Raw genomic sequence first — 16413 nt, forward strand, 5'->3', positions numbered from 1 at the left:
GCGTGCGCACCGGACTCTTCCTCCCCACCACGAACAACGGCTACCTCTACTCGGCGGCGGCCCCGCAGTACGCGCCCAGCTACGCCCTGAACCGGCGGGCCACCCTGGCGGCCGAGGCCGTCGGCATGGATTTCGTCCTGTCGATGGTCAAGCACCGCGGCTACGGCGGCCCGATGGGTTTCTGGGACCAGTCGCTGGAGTCGCTGGCGATGATGGGCCCGCTCGTCGAGGCGACGAGCACGATCGGGCTGTGGGCCTCGGTCGGCGCCCCGTCGCTGCACCCGGCGATGGCGGCGAAGGCGGCCGCGGTCCTCGACGAGGCCAGCGGCGGGCGGTTCGGGCTGAACGTCGTCGGCGGCTGGAACCGCGCCGAGTACGCGCAGATGGGGTTGTGGCCCTCGGCGGACTACCACGCCCGGCGCTACGCCTACGTCGAGGAGTACCTCGACGTGGTGCGCGGGCTGTGGGAGCACGGTCGCCTCACCCACCACGGCGAGTTCTTCGACCTCGACGACTGCCTGCTCGACCCTCGCCCGGTGCACGGGGTCACGGTCGTGGTGCCCGGCCAGAGCCCGCGCTCGCTGGCCTCGGCGGGGCGGCAGGCGGACGTGAACTTCGTCCTCGGCGACCTGCCGACGCTGGCCCGGGCCCGGCGGGGGTTGCTCGACGTGGCCCGGCCGCTGGGGCGGCGGGTCGAGAGCTGCGCCCTGTTCGGCGTGATCACCGCCCCCACGGACGCCGAGGCCGCCGACACGGCGCGGGCCTACCTGGAGGCCGCCGACGCCGCGACACTGGCCGGGTTGCAGGCCGCCGCCGGCACCGACGCGAGCGGCACGGCCGCCAACGGCAACCTCAAGGACCAGGCCCGCGGCGTCCCTGAGATCCGGTTCGACCACCCGGTCCAGGCGCCGGTCGTCGTCGGGCCGGGCCTCTACCAGCCGAACCTCGTGGGGTCCTACGACCGGGTCGCGGCGACGCTGGACGCGCTGGAGACCGAGTGCGACGTCACCGGCTGCGTCCTGTCCGTGCCGGACTACACCACCGACGTGGAGATCCTGGGCGCGGAGGTCCTGCCCCGGGCCCGGACCGTCCGGCGGGCCGGCCGGGGAGCTGTCGCGCAACACGTCTGACACACGCGCGGGTCTCACCGGAAACACCCGGACGTCAGCGTTGGGGCCGTCCCAGCCCCCTGTCGTCCGCGAGGAAGGCCCTCGATGTCCACCACGACCCAGCAGACGGCGGAGCCCACCCGGGCCCCCGCGGTCTCCCGCGCCAGCCGCGGTCTCGCCCAGCGCTACGCGCTCCTCGGGATCGGGGTGCTGCTCCTGCTCGTGTGCCTCGCCGCCATCCCCTCGTTCCGCTCGCTGCGACTGGTCACCACGATGGTCAACGGGCAGTCGATCATCCTGCTGCTCGCCCTGACCGCCACGATCGTGCTGCGGACCGGCGACTTCGACCTGTCGATCTCGCAGACGATGGTCGGTTCGGCCGCCGTCGTCGCCGTGCTGTCCGGCCACGGCGTCTCCCCCGCGCTGGCGATCGCGCTGGCCCTGCTGCTGGGGCTGGCGGTGGGAGCGCTCAACGCCCTGCTGGTGGTCGTCATCGGCGTCGACTCGTTCGTCACCACCCTGGGGTCCTTCACGGCGATGGCGGGGTTCTGCTACCTCGTGACCGGCTCGCGGATCGTCGCCGGCGTACCCGACTTCTTCGTGAACTTCTCCCGCTCGACCGTCGCCGGGATCCCCACGGTGACGATCTACGCGTGGGTGCTCGTCGTGGTCCTGTGGTTCGTGTACCAGCGCACCCCGCTGGGCCGGTACACCCTGTTCATCGGCGGGAACCGCAACGCCGCGCGACTGGCGGGGCTGCGGGTCAGCGCCATCCGCATCGGCGCGTACCTGGTCTCCGGCGTCCTCGCCTCGTTCATCGGCGTCGTGTTCGCGGGGTACTTCGGCGCGGTCGACCCGTCGGTCGGCGGCCAGTACATGCTGCAGCCGTTCGCCGCGGTCTACCTGGGCGCCACCGCCCTGGCCGTGGGCCGGTTCAACGCCGTGGGGACGCTCGTCGCGCTCTACCTGCTGACCATCGGCATCACCGGGTTGCAGCTGCTCGGCGCCCAGACGTGGGTGACGAACGTCTTCTACGGCCTGGCCCTGATGATCGCCGTGACCGCTGCGAAGCTGGCCGGCCGCAAGACCCGGGCGGGACTGTCGTGACCGCCGCCCTGGAGGTCCGCGGGATGGTCAAGTCCTACGGCGGCGCCCGCGCCCTCGACGGTCTCGACCTGCACGTCGCCGCCGGCGAGGTGCACGCCCTGCTCGGGCAGAACGGCTGCGGGAAGTCGACGCTCGTCAAGGCGCTCACCGGGGTGCACAGCCCCGACAGCGGTGTCGCCACGGTGTTCGGCAGGGAACTCACCTACCCGGTCACCGCCCCGCACACCCACGGGATCGCCGTCATCCACCAGGACATCGGCGTCGTGGACCAGATGACCGTCCTGGAGAACCTCGGCGTCAACGCCGGGTACGGGACGCGGCTGCTCGGGGCCGTGAACACCCGCCGGGAGAAGCGCGTCTACGGCGACCTCATGGACCGCCTCGACATCTCCCTGCCCTTCGACACCCTGGTCTCCGACCTCGCCCCCGCCGAGCGCTCGCTGCTGGCGGTGGTGCGCGCGATGCGGCTCCTCGAGGCGCACGAGGGCGCGGGCCAGTTGTTCATCCTCGACGAACCCACCGCGGCGCTGTCCGGCGGGGAGGCAGAGCGGCTGCTGGCCCTCATGCGGCGGATGGCCGACCTGGGTGCGGGGGTCGTCTTCATCTCCCACCGCCTCGCCGAGGTCATGGAGGTCTGCGACTCCATGACGGTGGTGCGCGCGGGACGGGCCGTGGCCACCTCGCCCGTCGCGCGGACGACGCGCGAGGACATCGTGGCCGCCATGCTCGGTCGGCGGATGGAGGACTTCTTCCCCGCCCCGCCGCCCGAACCGGTCCGCAGCGGGGTGAACTCCGCCCGGACCCGGCTCGTCGTCGACGGCCTGTCCGGTGACGTGGTGCAGGACGCGACGTTCACGGTGCACGCCGGGGAGGTCGTCGGGGTCACGGGCCTGGCCGGGATGGGCCAGGAGGAACTGCCCGGCCTCATCGCCGGCGTCACCACCCCGCGGCGCGGGTACGCGAGCGTCGACGGGACCCGGCTGGCGGGCCGGTCCCCGCGCGAGGCCATCGACGCCACCCTCGCCCTCGTCCCGGGAAACCGGCTGCGGGACGGCTGCTGGATCGCGGGGTCGGCCGCGGAGAACCTCACGCTGCCCGTGCTGTCCCGGTTCGCCCGGCCCTGGGGCATCGACTCCGCCGCCGAGACGGACCACGCCGCAGAGCGCATGGCGGAGGTCGGCACGTTCCCGAACGACCCCCGGTTGCCGATGGCCGCGTTCTCCGGGGGGAACCAGCAGAAGGTCGTGTTCGCCAAGTGGCTGCAGACCGGCCCCGGGGTGCTGCTCCTGGACGAACCCACGCAGGGCGTCGACCCCGGCGCCGCCCACGACCTGCTGGAGGACGTCGTGGAGATCGCCGAGCGGGGATCGGCCGTCGTCGTGTTCTCCGGCGACCACGAGCAGCTCGCCGCGATCTGCCACCGCGTGCTCGTCCTGCACCACGGCCGGACCGTCGCCGAGATCACCCGCGCCTCCGGCGAACTCACCGAGGCGAACCTCCTGCACGCCTGCGAGACCCCCGCAGCCGCCTGACCCCCTGCCGCGCAACGCGCCCGACACACGACCGACGCCACCACGACACACGGGCGCGGTGAACTTCCCCCACCAGCCTCCCCCAGACCAGGAGACCCCATGTCCCGCAACGCCTCCCACTTCCGGGGGTTGCTCGCCCTCGCGGCGGTGCCGGTCGTCGCCCTGAGCGCCTGCGCCTCGGCGACCGGCGCCTCGTCGAGCTCGGCGGCCTCCTCGGCCCCCGTCACGGGCGCCGCCGCCGAGTGCGCCGCCCAGGCGAAGAAGGACGTCGACGCCAAGCGCGAACCCCTCGACCTCGTCGTGCCCACGCAGTCCATCGACGTCGGCGCCCTGAAGGGCAAGAGCCTGTGGTTCATCACCGTCACGATGAACCAGTTCTCGACCGACATGGCCGTGGGGATCAAGGAGGCCGCCACGGCGGCCGGCCTGAGCACCGTGCTGTACGACGGGCAGGGGTCGGCGAACCGCTTCACCGAGGGCATGAACCAGGCCATCGCGCAGCGCGCCGGCGGCATCGTCCTCGTCGGCATCGAGCCCTCGCTCATCTCCGCCGAGCTCAGCGCAGCGAAGGCCGCCGGGATCCCCGTCCTGAACACCCTGAACTCCAACCCCGACGAGGCCGTCCCCGACGGGATGTTCGCGAACTTCACCGCCGACTTCACCGCCGACGGCAAGACCGCCGCGGAGTGGGCGCTCAACGACTCCGGCTGCTCCACCGACGTGATCGTCGTGAAGTCCAGCACCATCCCGGTGTGGAACCACCTGGCCGACGGGGCCGTCGACGCCGTGAAGGAGCTGTGCCCGGACGACTGCGAGACCACCGTCCTGGACGTCGACGCCGCGAACATCGCCACCGACCTCGCGAGCAAGCTGCAGACGGCGCTGCAGAAAGACCCCGACGTGAACTACGTCTTCGTCGTCTGGGACTCCGGCGTGCCCTACGCCCAGCCCGTCGTCGCCTCGTCCGGGACGAAGGCGAAGATCATCGCCCGCGACGGCATCGCCCCCAGCCTGCAGATGGTGGCCGCCGGGACGCAGGCGCTCACCGTCGCCACCCCGCCGCCGGGCTGGATCGGCTGGGCAGCCGCCGACGACGTCTTCCGCGCCATGCTGGGCGCCGAGCCGAGCGGACTGGTCATCCCGACCCGGCTCATCGACAAGGACAACGTCGGCTCCGGCAGCGACGCCGACGTCTCCCCGAACTACACCGACTACCAGTCCGCCTTCTCGAAGCTGTGGGGTGTCGCGTGAGCTCCGCCGACCCGTTCCGCCTCGGCTGGTTCGGCAACATCGCCAGCCCCGAGTGGAAGAACGCCTACCCGGGCAACGACGCGCGCCAGTGGACGAACGGCCGGTTCTACGTCGACATGGTCCGCAACATGGAACGGGCCGGGTTCGACTTCATGATGCTCGAGGACTCCCTCATGGTCCCCGACATCTACGCCGGGACCGCCGAGCTGGAGCTCAAGCACGCCCGCTACGCCCCCAAGCTCGACCCCGTGCCCATCGTCTCGATGCTGGCCTACGCGACCCGGCACATCGGGATCGTCGCCACCGCCTCGACGACCTTCTACCACCCCTACCACCTGGCGCGGCAGTTCTCGACGCTGGACCACGTCACCGAGGGGCGGGTCGGCTGGAACGTCGTCACCAGCTCGGAGGACCGGGCCGCGCAGAACTACGGCCTCGACGCGCTGCCCGAGCACGACCTGCGCTACGAGATGGCCGAGGAGTTCCTGGAGGTCACCGACGCGCTGTGGAACTCGTGGGACGCCGACGCGATCGTCGCCGACCGGGAGACGGGGTACTACGCGGACTTCCGCAAGGTGCACACCGTCGACCACGTCGGCAAGCACTACCGGTCGCGCGGGCCGCTCAACACGCCCCGCAGCCCGCAGGGCCGGCCCGTCATCTGCCAGGCCGGCGGGTCCCCCCGCGGGCGGGACTTCGCCGCGCGCAACGCGGACATGCTGCTGAACATCCCCAACGGGATCGAGGGCATGAAGAACTACCGCGACGACATCCGCCGGCGCGCGGCGGGCTTCGGCCGCAACCCCGACGAGATCAAGACGTTCTTCGTCATCTACCCGATGATCGCCCCGACCGACGAGGAGGCCCGGGCCAAGAACGAGGCGTGGTACGCCCGGGAGCAGCACAACCTCGAGGTCCAGCTCGCCCACTTCGCGGCGACCATGGAGATCGACTTCTCCCGGTTCGACCTCGACGCCCCCATCCCCGAGGACGTCACGACGAACGGCCACCAGTCCCAGCTGGAGAACTGGCGCCGTTCGCTGGGCGGGAAGACCATCCGCGAGGGCATGTCCCGCATGCGGGTGCAGTCCATCGAGCTCGTCGGCTCCCCCGACACCGTCGCCGCGCAGCTCGACGAGGCGATGCAGGAGGTGGGCGGCGACGGCTTCCTGATCTACGGCCAGCCCATCAGCCGCGAGTACGTCGCCGAGATGACCGATGGTCTGTGCCCGGCGCTGCAGCGGCGCGGGCTGCTGCGCACGGAGTTCTCCCACCCGACGTTCCGGGAGAACCTCCGCTCCTTCTGAGGAGGTCAGCGCACGAGTTCGGCGAGGACCAGGTAGACGAGGAACCCCACGAAGAACCCCACGCTGCCGATGCTCGTCTCGCCGCTCTCGTGCGCCTGCACCAGCAGCTCCTCCGTCGCGAGGTACATGAACGCCACAGCCCCGAAGGCCAGGACCCCCGCGAGCAGGGCGGCCGAGGCACCCGCGAACAGGAGGACCCCGGCGACCGCCCCCGCGATGGTCAGCACGGCCAGCGCAGCGGGCAGCAGCGCGACGACGAACCGGGACAGCGTCCCCGCGACGGACGCCGAGACCGACAGGCCGACGAAGAGGTACTCGACGGCGAGGGCGATGGTCAGCAGCAGGCCGACCGTCGCCTCCGTCGCGAACCCGGCGCCGAGGATCACCCCGTCGACGAGGAAGTCGACGCCGGTGGCGATGATCAGCCCGACGGGCACGCCGGCCGCTCCCCGGGCCTCCCGCGACCGCTCGACGCGGGACCCGACGTACCGGAACGTGAACATCACGGCGATGCCCGCCGCGAACCCCGCGATCGCCACCCACGGGGACCGCTCGAGGACGGCGGGCACGAGCTCGATGGCGGTCGCGGCGAACACGACCCCGGCGGCGAAGTGCTGCAGGGCGCTGGTCCTGCGGGGACCCGGGGGCTTCACCGCCGCGACGGCGCCCGAGACCAGGGCCGCGCCGAGCGGGACGAGCGTGTACGAGGCGACGGTGAGGAGCACGCCGCTGATCGTCGCGCAGGGCCGCCGCGGCGGCGCGGTGGACCACGGCGGCGGCCGCCGCCGTGGTGGGTCGTCAGGCGGTGGCGAGCTTGTCGCGGAAGGTGCCGGGGGCGTACTCGCGCTGGGCCAGGCCCCGGCGCTGCAGTTCGGGGACGATCCCGTCGAGCACGTCGGTGAGGTAGCGGCGGCTCAGCAGCCCGCCGCCGCCGTGGAAGAACAGGAAGCCGTCGCCGCCGACGACGTCCATCGCCTCCTGCATCCGGTCCGCGACGGTCTCGGGGGTCCCGACGAGCGGCAGGGACTCGGCGAGGCCGTCCTGGGCGAAGGCCGCCCGCAAGGAACTGCCGCGCGTGCGGACCTTGAGCTGCTCGAGCAGGCTCTGGGCCCCGTTCGTCGTGGCGTCCGCGGGGACGGGTTCGTCGAGGTCGAACCGGGCGAAGTCGATCTCGGCGGTGTTGGACGCGAACACGAGCTTGCGCAGCAGGTTCCAGTCGGTCGGCGCCCACATCCGCTCGTGGCGGGCGCGGGCCTCGGCGTCGGTCTCCCCCACCACCGGGGTCACCATGAACAAGACCCGGCAGGCGTCGGGGTCCAGGCCCGCGCGTTCGCGCCGTTCCCGCAGGTCGCGGCGGTAGCGCGCCATGGCCTCGACGCCCTGCGGCACGGCCACGACGACCTCGGCGTGGCGGGCGGCGAAGTCGAGACCCCGGGGCGAACCCCCCGCCTGGCACAGGACGGGGGAACCCTGCGGCGGCCGGGGTGCGTCGAAGCGTCCGGTGGCGGTGAAGAACCGCCCGGCGTGCTCGACGGGCGTCCCGTCCCGGGTGGACCGCCACAACCGCTGGGTGAGGTCCACGAACTCGTCGGCGCGGTCGTAGCGCTGGTCGTGCTCCCACAGGGTGTCGAGCCCGACGTTCTGCGCGGCCTGCTCCTCGAACGAGGTCACGACGTTCCAGCCGGCGCGGCCGCGGGACAGGACGTCGAGGCTCGCCTGGAGCCGGGCCAGGTGCGCGGGCGGGTACAGGCTCGTCGACATCGTCGTGACGATGCCGAGGTGGGTGGTGGCGGCGGCGATCGCCCCCGCCAGCGGCAGCGGGTCGTTCTTCGGCGCCTTGGTCGTGACCATGAACTCGGTGCGGGCCGAGCCCCCGTGGTTCTGCGGGACCACGCTGGAGTCCTCGAGCACCACGAAGTCCAGCCGGGCCCGTTCCAGGGCCCGGGCCACCTCGACGTAGAACCGCCCGTCGGCCCAGTCGGCGACGTCGGTCCCGGCCCAGGGGGTCCGCCAGGCCGGGGGCATGAAGTTCACGAACCAGCCCAGCGCCATGCGCTTCACGAGGGGGCTCCGGCGCTCTCGACGGCGAGCAGCCGGTCGCGCAGGTGCGCGGGGCCGGGGGGCGCGGGCGTCCAGTGCGCGGTGACGGCGGAGGCGGTCCCGGCGACGGTCCGCACGTCCAGCGCACCGCACAGGACGAGCCCGTCGGCACCGGTCATCGCCACCAGCCGGGACAGTTCGGCGGCCACCGTCGCGGCGTCGCCGCAGATCCCGACGGCGTCCCCGGCCGGTGCGGGGTTCGGGGTCCCGCCCACGGCGGGGGCCACCGCGACCAGGACGAGGGCGGGGCCGTCGCGTCGGCACCGGTCGACGAGCACGGCCGCGCTGGTGGGGTCGGCGGCCCGGACCACGACGACGTCGACGGCGGCGCCGGGACCACCGTCCGCCGCGCAGGTGCCGAGGAGCACGGGGCGGCCCTGCGGGGGAGGTGGGGTGTTCAGGGGGCCGCGGGAGCTGAAGAACCGCCCGCGCGCGTCCACGGGGTGCACCTTCGCGTGGTCGACGAAGACCCCGGACTCCCGGTCGATCACGACGGCGTCAGGTTCCCACGAACCCCAGAGCAGGCAGGCGGTGTCGACGTGCTCGGCGACGGCGTCGGCCCACTCGGGTCCGGGGGCGTCCGCCGCCCGCTGCCAGCGCCCGGTGTCGTCGCGGACGTCGAGGGCGGGCCGGGTCTCCTCGACGAGCCAGCCCGAGCGGCCACCCGAGACGAGGTCGAGGGCGCCGAGGGCGCGGGCGAGCAGGAAGGGCGGCAGGTCGGCGACGGGGATCCCGGCGACGAGCCCGATCCGGGAGGTGGCGTGCGCGAACGCGGTGAGCGCGGGCACGGGGTCGAGCCGGGCCGTGCCGGGGACCTGCTCGAGGACGAGGAGGTCCAGCCCGGCCCGTTCCAGTTCCCGCACGGCGTCGAGCGCGCCGGGCAGAGCGGCGGACGGGTCGCTGGGGCTGAGCCAGGCCAGGACGCGCGGCCGGTCCGGGGGTGATGCCACTGCGGTCCGCCTCTCCTCGCCCGCCCCGGGCGGGCGGTGGGACCCCACTACGCCAGGACGGTGTTTCACCGCGGGAACACTCGTGTGTCGTCCGTGTTGCGCGGCAACGGGAACCTGTCGGAACCGGTGGGTGCGGGCGCATGATGTGCCGCATGCGCCAGTACGTCAGCAGCGATCACCCGCGCGCCGCCGGTGGCACCGCCGGGCTGCGGCAGACGTCCACGCGACGGGTCAAGGACCTGTTGCGCTCCGAGGTGCGCTCCGGCCTGGCGGGCCGGGACGCGCAGTTCGTCGAGGACTACCTCGTCCAGGCGCTGGCGGCCTCGCGGACGGCGGTGCGCGAGGCGCTGCAGATGCTCGCCCAGGAGGGCCTGGTCTCGCGCGAGCGCCGGAACGGGACCACCGTGACGCGCGGGGTCGCGCAGTTCCCGCTCGACGACATCCTCGAGTCCGGGGGTGAACGCGTCACCGTGCAGCGCCTCGACCAGCGCTCGGTCCCCTCGACCCCGCTGCTGCGGGCCCGCCTCGCGACGCAGGACGAGACGCTGGGGGTGGTCGAGCACCTGTTCTCGACGGTGGACGGGCCGATCGGCGTGCGGGTCGCCTACTACAAGCTCGCCTACACCCAGCCCGAGGGCTGGGCCGAGTGCCCCGACCTGCGGCTGGCGTTCCACTCGGTCTTCGGCCGTCCGCTGGACCGGATCGACTCGGTCATCGAGGCCGGGGTCAGCGAACCCAAGACCAGCAGGCTGCTGGGGATCCCCGAGGGTTCACCGGTCCTGATCCGCGAGCAGCTGCTCGTCGACGACGAGGGCGTCCCCCAGGAGTTCACGTTCGCGCACTACCGCGCCGACCGGGTCTCGTTCTCCTCCAGCACCTCAGCGGCCTACGGCAGTTCCCCGAGGCCCTCGAGCGCGGTGACGACGCGGTCCAGCGCCCAGCGCGTCGAGAGGATCGAGCTCAGCGAGTAGGCCGAGGCGAGGTCGCGGTCGAAGACGATCGACCGGCCCGCGGCGACGGCGGGGACCGTGGCGAGCACCGGGTCGGTGCGGACCTCCTCGGCGGGGACCCCGATGGGGAACACGACCACGACGTCGGCGTCGAGGACGGTGAGACGCTCGGCGGAGACCTCGACGCTGAAGCCGCTGCTGCCCACCGGCAGCGCGGCGACGGCGGGGTTCTGCACGAAGCCGAGGCGCTCGGCGAACGCGACGCGCTCGCTGCCCGCGACGTAGGCGCCCCAGCCTCGGGCGGTGCGGGAGGCGGCGGTGAACGTCGCCCCCTTCCAGCCCGGGTGCGCGGCGGCGGCGGCGCTGAAGGCGTCGTCGTTGCGCTGCAGCAGGTCCCGTCCGCGCTCGACCCGGTCGAGGGCCTGCGCGATGACCTCGACCTGGTCCCGCTGCGGGGTGAGGTAGTTCTCGAAGCCCCGGGGGACTCCCACCGTCGTGGCGATGGCGGACAGGGTCTCGTACCGAGCCGGGTCGCCGGAGCTCTTGACGTCGAGGATGAGGTCGGGTTCCAGCGCGGCGATCGCCTCGTAGGACGGTTCCAGGGTGCCGAGGATCTCGGGCGGTGCGTCGTACAGCCCGCTCGCCCACGGGCCCACGCCTTCGCCCCCGAACGCCAGCCAGTCCGCGGCCCCGACGGGTTGCACGCCGAGGGCGAGCGCGGTCTCGGCGTCGCCCCACCCCAGGGCGACGACCCGGCGCACGGTCGCGGTGGGTCCGGAGCGTTCGACGGACCGTTCGGCGCTGCACGCCGGGAGGAGCGCACCTGCACCCAGGAGGCCGGCGAACAGGTGGCGACGGGACAGACGCACCGGGAACCCTTTCGAGACGATCGACGGGAAGGGCAGCCTAACCTCTCATCGTCCGACATGGTCCACGCACCCGTCCCCGAACGCCGGAGGCCGGCCGCTCCCCGTGGGGTGCGACCGGCCTCCGGCGTGCTGCGGGTCCGTCTCAGGCGGTCAGACCGCGGGTGGGGCGCAGGATCTTGACGACCAGCAGGATCGTCGCCAGCACCGTCAGGACGGCCAACGAGCGCCAGCCGACGGTCAGGACGACGCGCTGGAAGGTGACGCTGGCCTGGGTCAGCCAGTACCAGGCCCCGACGCTGGAGGCCGCGACGGCGGCGACGAAGGTGCCCAGCAGGGCGCCGGACCCGTTGCCGCTCTTGACGCCGCGCTCGGCGGCGGCCTGAGCGGCCCACAGGTCGCGCTGGCGTCCGCGCAGGTGGGTGACCCACGCCTTGGTGGTGTTCCACCCGGAGAACCACAGCCACGCCTCACCGGGCAGCCACAGGGCGGCGAACAGGTAGTCCGCGGTGGTGCGGCGCGGGGCGAGGTGGGCCATCTTCAGCTGGTAGACGGCGGCCAGCACGGTCGGGGTGAGCCACCACCAGGACCAGACGAACTGGTGCACGGCCAGCGAGGCGGCCAGCAGGCAGACGAAGGCGACACGCATGAGCATGTTCAGGCCCAACCCGATGTGCTGCAGCCAGAACGGCAGCGTGCGCTTGGACAGCGGCGTACCGGTCATCAGGGCGATGAGGCCCGCGTTCCACTTGGAGCGCTGACCGGACAGGGCCCGCAGGGTGGGCATGGCCCCCACCTGGGCGCGGGCGGTGGTGGACATGACGGTGGTCCAGCCGAGTTCCTGCAGCTCCAGGCCGAGCTGGGCGTCCTCGGTGGCCGTCTCGTTGGTCCACGGCGCCGGGCGGCGGTGGGTGCGCACGACCTCGTCGACGGCGCTGAAGCGGAACGCCGAGCACTGCCCGCCGACGATGGTGGTGCGCCGGCCGCGTTCGTTGGCGCGCATCTGGAACTGGGTGAAGTCCATCTTCTGCGCGCGGACGAGCTGGCGGTTGAACCAGCCGCCGGTGCCCTCGGCGAAGTGGTACTTGGCGGAGACGGCCGCGGCGCTGGGGGTCTTGAGCAGTTCCGCCTCGAGGTCGGCCAGGCAGTTCGGTTCGAGCTCGACGTCGGCGTCCATGCTGACCATGACGTCGAAGGCGCCGCCGGCGATGAACTCGCCGTAGCCGGTGGCCAGGGCCCCGACCTTGGCGTCGGTGTTGCCGCTGGTCTCGATGACCTTCACGCCGCGGAAGCGGCGGGCCAGCGCCACGGTGTCGTCGGTGCAGTTGTCGGCGATGACGACGACGAGGTCCGGGACGCGGGTCTGGGCCAGGACCGAGGCGAGGCAGGCCTCGATGTCGTCCTGCTCGTCGTGCGCGGGGATGAGGACGGCCATGCGGGCGGTGCGCCGGCCGGCCGGCCGGTAGCGCAGGCGGTGGATGGTGACCTCGACGACGCGGCGCGCGGCCTCGGTCCGTTCCACGATGCGGTCGATCAGGCCGGAGCCCTGGCGGGGCTGGGGCACCGTGAGGGCCGTCAGGACCGTGCCCTCGACGACGCGCGGGGTCGGCGGCACCAGCAGCGGAGCGAGTTCTTGAACGGCCATCGAGGGTGCCTCCGGGGGCAGAGTCGCGGTGCGGGGCGGAGCGGCTGATGACAACGCTAGGTAGCCGATTGCTCGTTGTCCGACTCCGTTGAGCCGCTAGAGGTAACGCTCTGCGTATGAAGTACCCGCCTAGCTCGCCTCTGACTGCGCTGCGTCACCAGTGCTCACGCACTCGTTCCCTCTCCGAAGATCTCTGGGCGCGGAGCGTGACTGCGGTGGTCCGATCGGTGCTCACCTGCCGTGGAACGCCGAAGGCCGGCCGCACCCGTGGGTGCGACCGGCCTCCGGTCCTGCTGAGCCTGCCTCAGGCGGTGGCCTCGACGACGTCGATGGTCACCGTCGCGGACACGTCCGCGTGGAGACGGACGAGAGCCTTGTGCGTGCCGGTCGTCTTGATCGGCTGCGGGATCTCGACCTTGCGCTTGTCGACCGACGGGCCGCCGGCGGCCACGACGGCCTGGGCGATGTCGGACGGCGTGACGGCACCGAACAGGCGACCGCCCCGGCCGGCGCGGGCGGCGAAGGCCACCGTGCGGGCTTCGAGCGACTGCTTGACGGCCTTGGCGTCGTCGAGCGAGGCGATCTCACGGGCCTTGCGGGCCTTGCGGATGACCTCGACCTGCTTCTCGCTGCCCTTGGACCACGGGGTGGCCAGGTTGCGCGGCAGCAGGAAGTTGCGGCCGTAGCCGTCCTTGACCTCGACGACGTCGCCGGGGGTTCCGAGGCCGGTGACCTCGTGGGTGAGGATGAGCTTCATCTCGAGACCCCTTCTCAGCGCGCGGAGCTGCTGTAGGGCAGCAGCGCCATCTCGCGAGCGTTCTTGATCGCCTTGGCGATCTGACGCTGCTCCTGGACGGACACGCCCGTCACCCGACGCGCGCGGATCTTGCCGCGGTCGGAGATGAACTTGCGCAGGAGCGCCGTGTCCTTGTAGTCGACCGCCTCGATCTTGGCGGCCTTCAGCGGGTTCTGCTTCTTCTTGGGCTTGCGCACGGGCGGCTTGGCCATCGTGGTGCTCCCCTCTCGTGAGAGCCCAGGCTTCGAGACCTGGGATGGAATGGTGTGCTTCGGCTAGAAGGGCGGGTCGTCGTTGGACGCGCCGCCACCCCAGCCACCGCCGGAGTTGCCTCCGCCGGACGGGCCGGTGGCCCAGGGGTCTTCCTGCTGCTGCGGGGCGCCGCCGCCGGAGCTCTGGCCCCAGCCGCCACCACCACCGCCGGAGCCGCCGCCGGAGAAACCTCCGCCGCCGCCCCCGCCGAAGCCGCCTCCGCCGCCACCACCGCGGGAGGTCTTGTTGACCTTCGCGGTCGCGTAGCGCAGCGACGGGCCGACCTCGTCGACCTGCATCTCGATGACGGTGCGCTTCTCGCCTTCCTTCGTGTCGAAGGTGCGGGACTGCAAGCGCCCGGTCACGACGACCCGGGTGCCGCGCGTGAGGGACTCGGCGACGTTCTCGGCCGCCTCGCGCCAGATCGCGCAGCGCATGAACAGGGTCTCCCCGTCCTTCCACTCGTTCGACTGACGGTCGAACGTGCGGGGCGTGGAGGCCACCGTGAAGTTGGCCACCGCCGCACCGGACGGGGTGAAGCGCAGTTCGGGGTCGTTCGTGAGGTTCCCGATCAGCGTGATGACGGTTTCACCCGCCATCAGGCAGCCTCGGCTCGCAGCAGCTTGGTCCGCAGAACGCTCTCGTTGAGGTTCAGCTGACGGTCGAGCTCCTGCGCGACGGCGGGCTCGGTGGTGAGCTCGACGACGGCGTAGATGCCCTCGGACTTCTTCTTGATGTCGTAGGAGAGCCGGCGGCGGCCCCAGATGTCGACCTTGCCGACCTCGCCACCACCCTGGCGAACCACGTTGAGGAAGCGTTCGAGGGACGGGGCGACCGTCCGCTCTTCCAGCTCCGCGTCGAGGATCACCATGAGCTCGTACTGACGCGCGCTCATTCCCCACCTCCTTCGGTCTCAGGCGGCCACGGTCTCTCCGTGGCAGGAGGGTCTCGGTGCGCGTCCCCGGCCACCGCGGATGAGCCGCGGACGGACGGGGAACCCGTGAAGTCTACCGGCCCCCGGGCACCCACTGTGCCGCCCCGGGCCGCCGCCACCCGCCGGGCGGCCCTGCCCGTCCACAGGACGGGGCGGTCCGGGCGCCTGTGCACGCTCAGGCGACCCGCACGACGAGCGCGTCGGGGGCCCGGTCGAAGTCCCCGCCCGAGGGGTCGTCCAGGCCCCGGGTGGCCCGCACGGGGTCGTCGGCGGGGTGCCGGACGTCGCGCACGACGCACACCACGAGCCAGACGACCGCGGCGCTGCGGGCGAGCAGGACCAGCGCGTACAGCTCCGGCGGCAGCGCCCGGTCCGTGTTCGTCTGGCCGGCGATGTAGAGCCACACGGCGGCGAAGTAGGCCACCTCGGCGGCCCACCAGATCAGCTGGTCGCGCCAGCGCGGCACGGCCAGGACGGCCAGCGGCAGCAGCCACAGCGAGGCCTGCGGGGGGAAGGAGGCCCCCAGGACGCAGAAGCCCGCGACCAGCAGGAACGCGACCTGCACCAGCCGCGGCCGGCGCGGCGCCCACAGCACGAAGACCGCCACGAGCAGCGTCCACACGACCCACGCGCCCAAGGTCAGGACGACGACCGCCGGCCCCGGCAGCCCCGAGGTCCCCTCCGCCCGCACGGCCTGCTGGGCGAGCTGGGGCAGCACCCACAGCGACCCGTACCCGGCGCGCTGGTCGAAGAACGAGGTGACGAACCCGGCCCACTCGTGCGGGCGGACCAGCGCGACCGGCAGGTCCACGGCCAGCCACGCGGCAGCCGCTGCGCCCCCCGTCGTCAGGGCCGCCCGCCGCCGTCCCGTCCGCAGCGCCAGCAGCGCGATCGCCACGAGCAGCAGCACCGGGTACGTGCGCGCCGCGACGGCGAGGCCGAGCAGGACCCCCGCCGCGACGGGCCGGTGCCGCGCCCAGAGCGCGAGCCCGAGGGTCGCCAGCGCGACCCCGGCCAGGTCGAGGGACAGCAGCCCCGACAGGACCAGGACGGGACTGACGGCGAGCAGGACGGCGTCCCAGCCGCGACGGCGGCCCGTCAGCGACCAGACGGCGACCGCGAGCGCCAGGGCGGCCAGGAGCAGGAGGACGGCGGCGGCGTCGAAGTAGGTGCGCTGAGCCTGCACGCTCACCTGGTGCGGGGCGAACACCCCCACCAGCCAGGCCAGGAACGCCGTGACGGGCGGCTGGTTCAGCGCCACGCCCTCGGAGTAGGGACCGAGGCCGGCGGCGAGCCCGGAGGACGTGTAGACGACGGGCAGGTCGGAGTAGCAGGCGTGCACGAACTGGTCCGGGGTGTTCCAGCCCAGCGTCCGGCAGTGGTGCCTGCTCACCGCCCCGAGCGCCGTCGCGACCGCGGTGAGCGCGATCGTCACGGGCAGGGCCCGCGCCCACCAGGGGCCGTCACCGCCGAGGCGACGACCGGCGGGACCGCCCAGGACCTCGCTGCCGGCGCGGGCGACCGGGTCGACCGTCGTGGGCGGCACCGGGGGGACCGGGTCCGGGCCGGGGGCCTCGGGGGTGTCCGGGGTCTGCGTGCTCACCCCGTCAGCTT

Annotated in this window: 16 protein-coding genes; 6 read left to right on the top strand and 10 right to left on the bottom strand. The window is 72.9% G+C overall.

The genetic code is table 11. The features are described 5' to 3' along the window. Positions 1-2: 2 nt before the first annotated feature. The 5 genes from CLV37_RS23235 (at position 3) to CLV37_RS23255 (ending at position 6306) form a co-directional block, all read left to right on the top strand. On the top strand, positions 3-1130 hold the full coding sequence (locus CLV37_RS23235; protein ID WP_170127456.1) for an LLM class flavin-dependent oxidoreductase: 1128 nt from the start codon (positions 3-5) through the stop codon (positions 1128-1130). Between the two features lie 84 nt (positions 1131-1214). Then, entirely contained in the window at positions 1215-2216 is a 1002-nt protein-coding gene (locus tag CLV37_RS23240) for an ABC transporter permease (protein ID WP_106215000.1), read from the top strand. After that, entirely contained in the window at positions 2213-3748 is a 1536-nt protein-coding gene (locus CLV37_RS23245; RefSeq protein WP_211298883.1) for a sugar ABC transporter ATP-binding protein, read from the top strand. The genes CLV37_RS23240 and CLV37_RS23245 overlap by 4 nt, the downstream gene beginning before the upstream one ends. A 99-nt stretch (positions 3749-3847) precedes the next feature. Next, entirely contained in the window at positions 3848-4999 is a 1152-nt protein-coding gene (locus CLV37_RS23250; protein ID WP_106215002.1) for a sugar ABC transporter substrate-binding protein, read from the top strand. Further along, positions 4996-6306 carry an NtaA/DmoA family FMN-dependent monooxygenase gene (locus CLV37_RS23255; RefSeq protein ID WP_106215004.1) on the top strand — a complete coding sequence of 437 codons (1311 nt, stop codon included), beginning with the start codon at positions 4996-4998 and terminating at the stop codon, positions 6304-6306. Before CLV37_RS23250 ends, CLV37_RS23255 begins: the two co-directional genes overlap by 4 nt. 5 nt (positions 6307-6311) lie before the next feature. Here CLV37_RS23255 and CLV37_RS23260 read toward each other — a convergent pair whose 3' ends face one another. The 3 genes from CLV37_RS23260 to CLV37_RS23270 form a co-directional block, all read right to left on the bottom strand. Next, the gene (locus tag CLV37_RS23260; protein ID WP_106215006.1) at positions 6312-7031 is read right to left on the bottom strand and encodes a ZIP family metal transporter; all 720 of its coding nucleotides are present in this window, start codon (positions 7029-7031) and stop codon (positions 6312-6314) included. A 73-nt stretch (positions 7032-7104) separates the two neighbouring features. After that, a complete protein-coding gene (locus tag CLV37_RS23265) occupies positions 7105-8358 on the bottom strand; it encodes an LLM class flavin-dependent oxidoreductase (RefSeq protein WP_106215152.1) in 1254 nt (417 codons plus the stop codon). Between the two features lie 5 nt (positions 8359-8363). Further along, the gene (locus tag CLV37_RS23270) at positions 8364-9356 is read right to left on the bottom strand and encodes an LLM class flavin-dependent oxidoreductase (protein ID WP_170127457.1); all 993 of its coding nucleotides are present in this window, start codon (positions 9354-9356) and stop codon (positions 8364-8366) included. A gap of 152 nt (positions 9357-9508) precedes the next feature. Here CLV37_RS23270 and CLV37_RS23275 point away from each other — a divergent pair, with 152 nt between their 5' ends. Then, positions 9509-10327, top strand: coding sequence for a GntR family transcriptional regulator (locus tag CLV37_RS23275; RefSeq protein ID WP_211298885.1), 819 nt, complete (start codon positions 9509-9511; stop codon positions 10325-10327). Here CLV37_RS23275 and CLV37_RS23280 read toward each other — a convergent pair. The 7 genes from CLV37_RS23280 to CLV37_RS23310 all read right to left on the bottom strand — a co-directional run bounded on the left by CLV37_RS23280 (position 10243) and on the right by CLV37_RS23310 (position 16402). After that, the gene (locus CLV37_RS23280) at positions 10243-11175 is read right to left on the bottom strand and encodes an iron-siderophore ABC transporter substrate-binding protein (protein WP_245885758.1); all 933 of its coding nucleotides are present in this window, start codon (positions 11173-11175) and stop codon (positions 10243-10245) included. The genes CLV37_RS23275 and CLV37_RS23280 overlap by 85 nt on opposite strands. A 142-nt stretch (positions 11176-11317) precedes the next feature. After that, positions 11318-12817, bottom strand: coding sequence for a glycosyltransferase family 2 protein (locus CLV37_RS23285; RefSeq protein WP_106215012.1), 1500 nt, complete (start codon positions 12815-12817; stop codon positions 11318-11320). A gap of 304 nt (positions 12818-13121) precedes the next feature. Further along, positions 13122-13574, bottom strand: a complete 453-nt coding sequence (gene rplI / locus CLV37_RS23290; RefSeq protein WP_106215014.1) for a 50S ribosomal protein L9 — start codon at positions 13572-13574, stop codon at positions 13122-13124. 14 nt (positions 13575-13588) lie between these two features. After that, positions 13589-13825 (bottom strand): 30S ribosomal protein S18, encoded by a 237-nt coding sequence (gene rpsR / locus CLV37_RS23295; protein ID WP_106215016.1) that lies wholly within the window; start codon positions 13823-13825, stop codon positions 13589-13591. Positions 13826-13888: 63 nt separating this feature from the next. Beyond that, positions 13889-14464, bottom strand: coding sequence for a single-stranded DNA-binding protein (locus tag CLV37_RS23300; protein WP_106215018.1), 576 nt, complete (start codon positions 14462-14464; stop codon positions 13889-13891). Further along, entirely contained in the window at positions 14464-14760 is a 297-nt protein-coding gene (gene rpsF, locus CLV37_RS23305) for a 30S ribosomal protein S6 (protein ID WP_106215020.1), read from the bottom strand. Before rpsF ends, CLV37_RS23300 begins: the two co-directional genes overlap by 1 nt. A 214-nt stretch (positions 14761-14974) precedes the next feature. Further along, positions 14975-16402, bottom strand: coding sequence for a glycosyltransferase 87 family protein (locus CLV37_RS23310; RefSeq protein ID WP_106215022.1), 1428 nt, complete (start codon positions 16400-16402; stop codon positions 14975-14977). Positions 16403-16413 lie beyond the last annotated feature (11 nt).

It is taken from the genome of Kineococcus rhizosphaerae (assembly GCF_003002055.1).
Taxonomy (GTDB): domain Bacteria; phylum Actinomycetota; class Actinomycetes; order Actinomycetales; family Kineococcaceae; genus Kineococcus; species Kineococcus rhizosphaerae.

Bases quoted from the DNA above. Each gene is read 5' to 3' on its own strand.
- rplI (WP_106215014.1), bottom strand. From the start codon at position 13,574: ATGAAGCTCATCCTCACCCACGAGGTCACCGGCCTCGGAACCCCCGGC.
- CLV37_RS23265 (WP_106215152.1), bottom strand. From the start codon at position 8,358: ATGGCGCTGGGCTGGTTCGTGAACTTCATGCCCCCGGCCTGGCGGACC.
- CLV37_RS23250 (WP_106215002.1), top strand. From the start codon at position 3,848: ATGTCCCGCAACGCCTCCCACTTCCGGGGGTTGCTCGCCCTCGCGGCG.
- rpsR (WP_106215016.1), bottom strand. From the start codon at position 13,825: ATGGCCAAGCCGCCCGTGCGCAAGCCCAAGAAGAAGCAGAACCCGCTG.
- rpsF (WP_106215020.1), bottom strand. From the start codon at position 14,760: ATGAGCGCGCGTCAGTACGAGCTCATGGTGATCCTCGACGCGGAGCTG.
- CLV37_RS23240 (WP_106215000.1), top strand. From the start codon at position 1,215: ATGTCCACCACGACCCAGCAGACGGCGGAGCCCACCCGGGCCCCCGCG.
- CLV37_RS23275 (WP_211298885.1), top strand. From the start codon at position 9,509: ATGCGCCAGTACGTCAGCAGCGATCACCCGCGCGCCGCCGGTGGCACC.
- CLV37_RS23300 (WP_106215018.1), bottom strand. From the start codon at position 14,464: ATGGCGGGTGAAACCGTCATCACGCTGATCGGGAACCTCACGAACGAC.
- CLV37_RS23285 (WP_106215012.1), bottom strand. From the start codon at position 12,817: ATGGCCGTTCAAGAACTCGCTCCGCTGCTGGTGCCGCCGACCCCGCGC.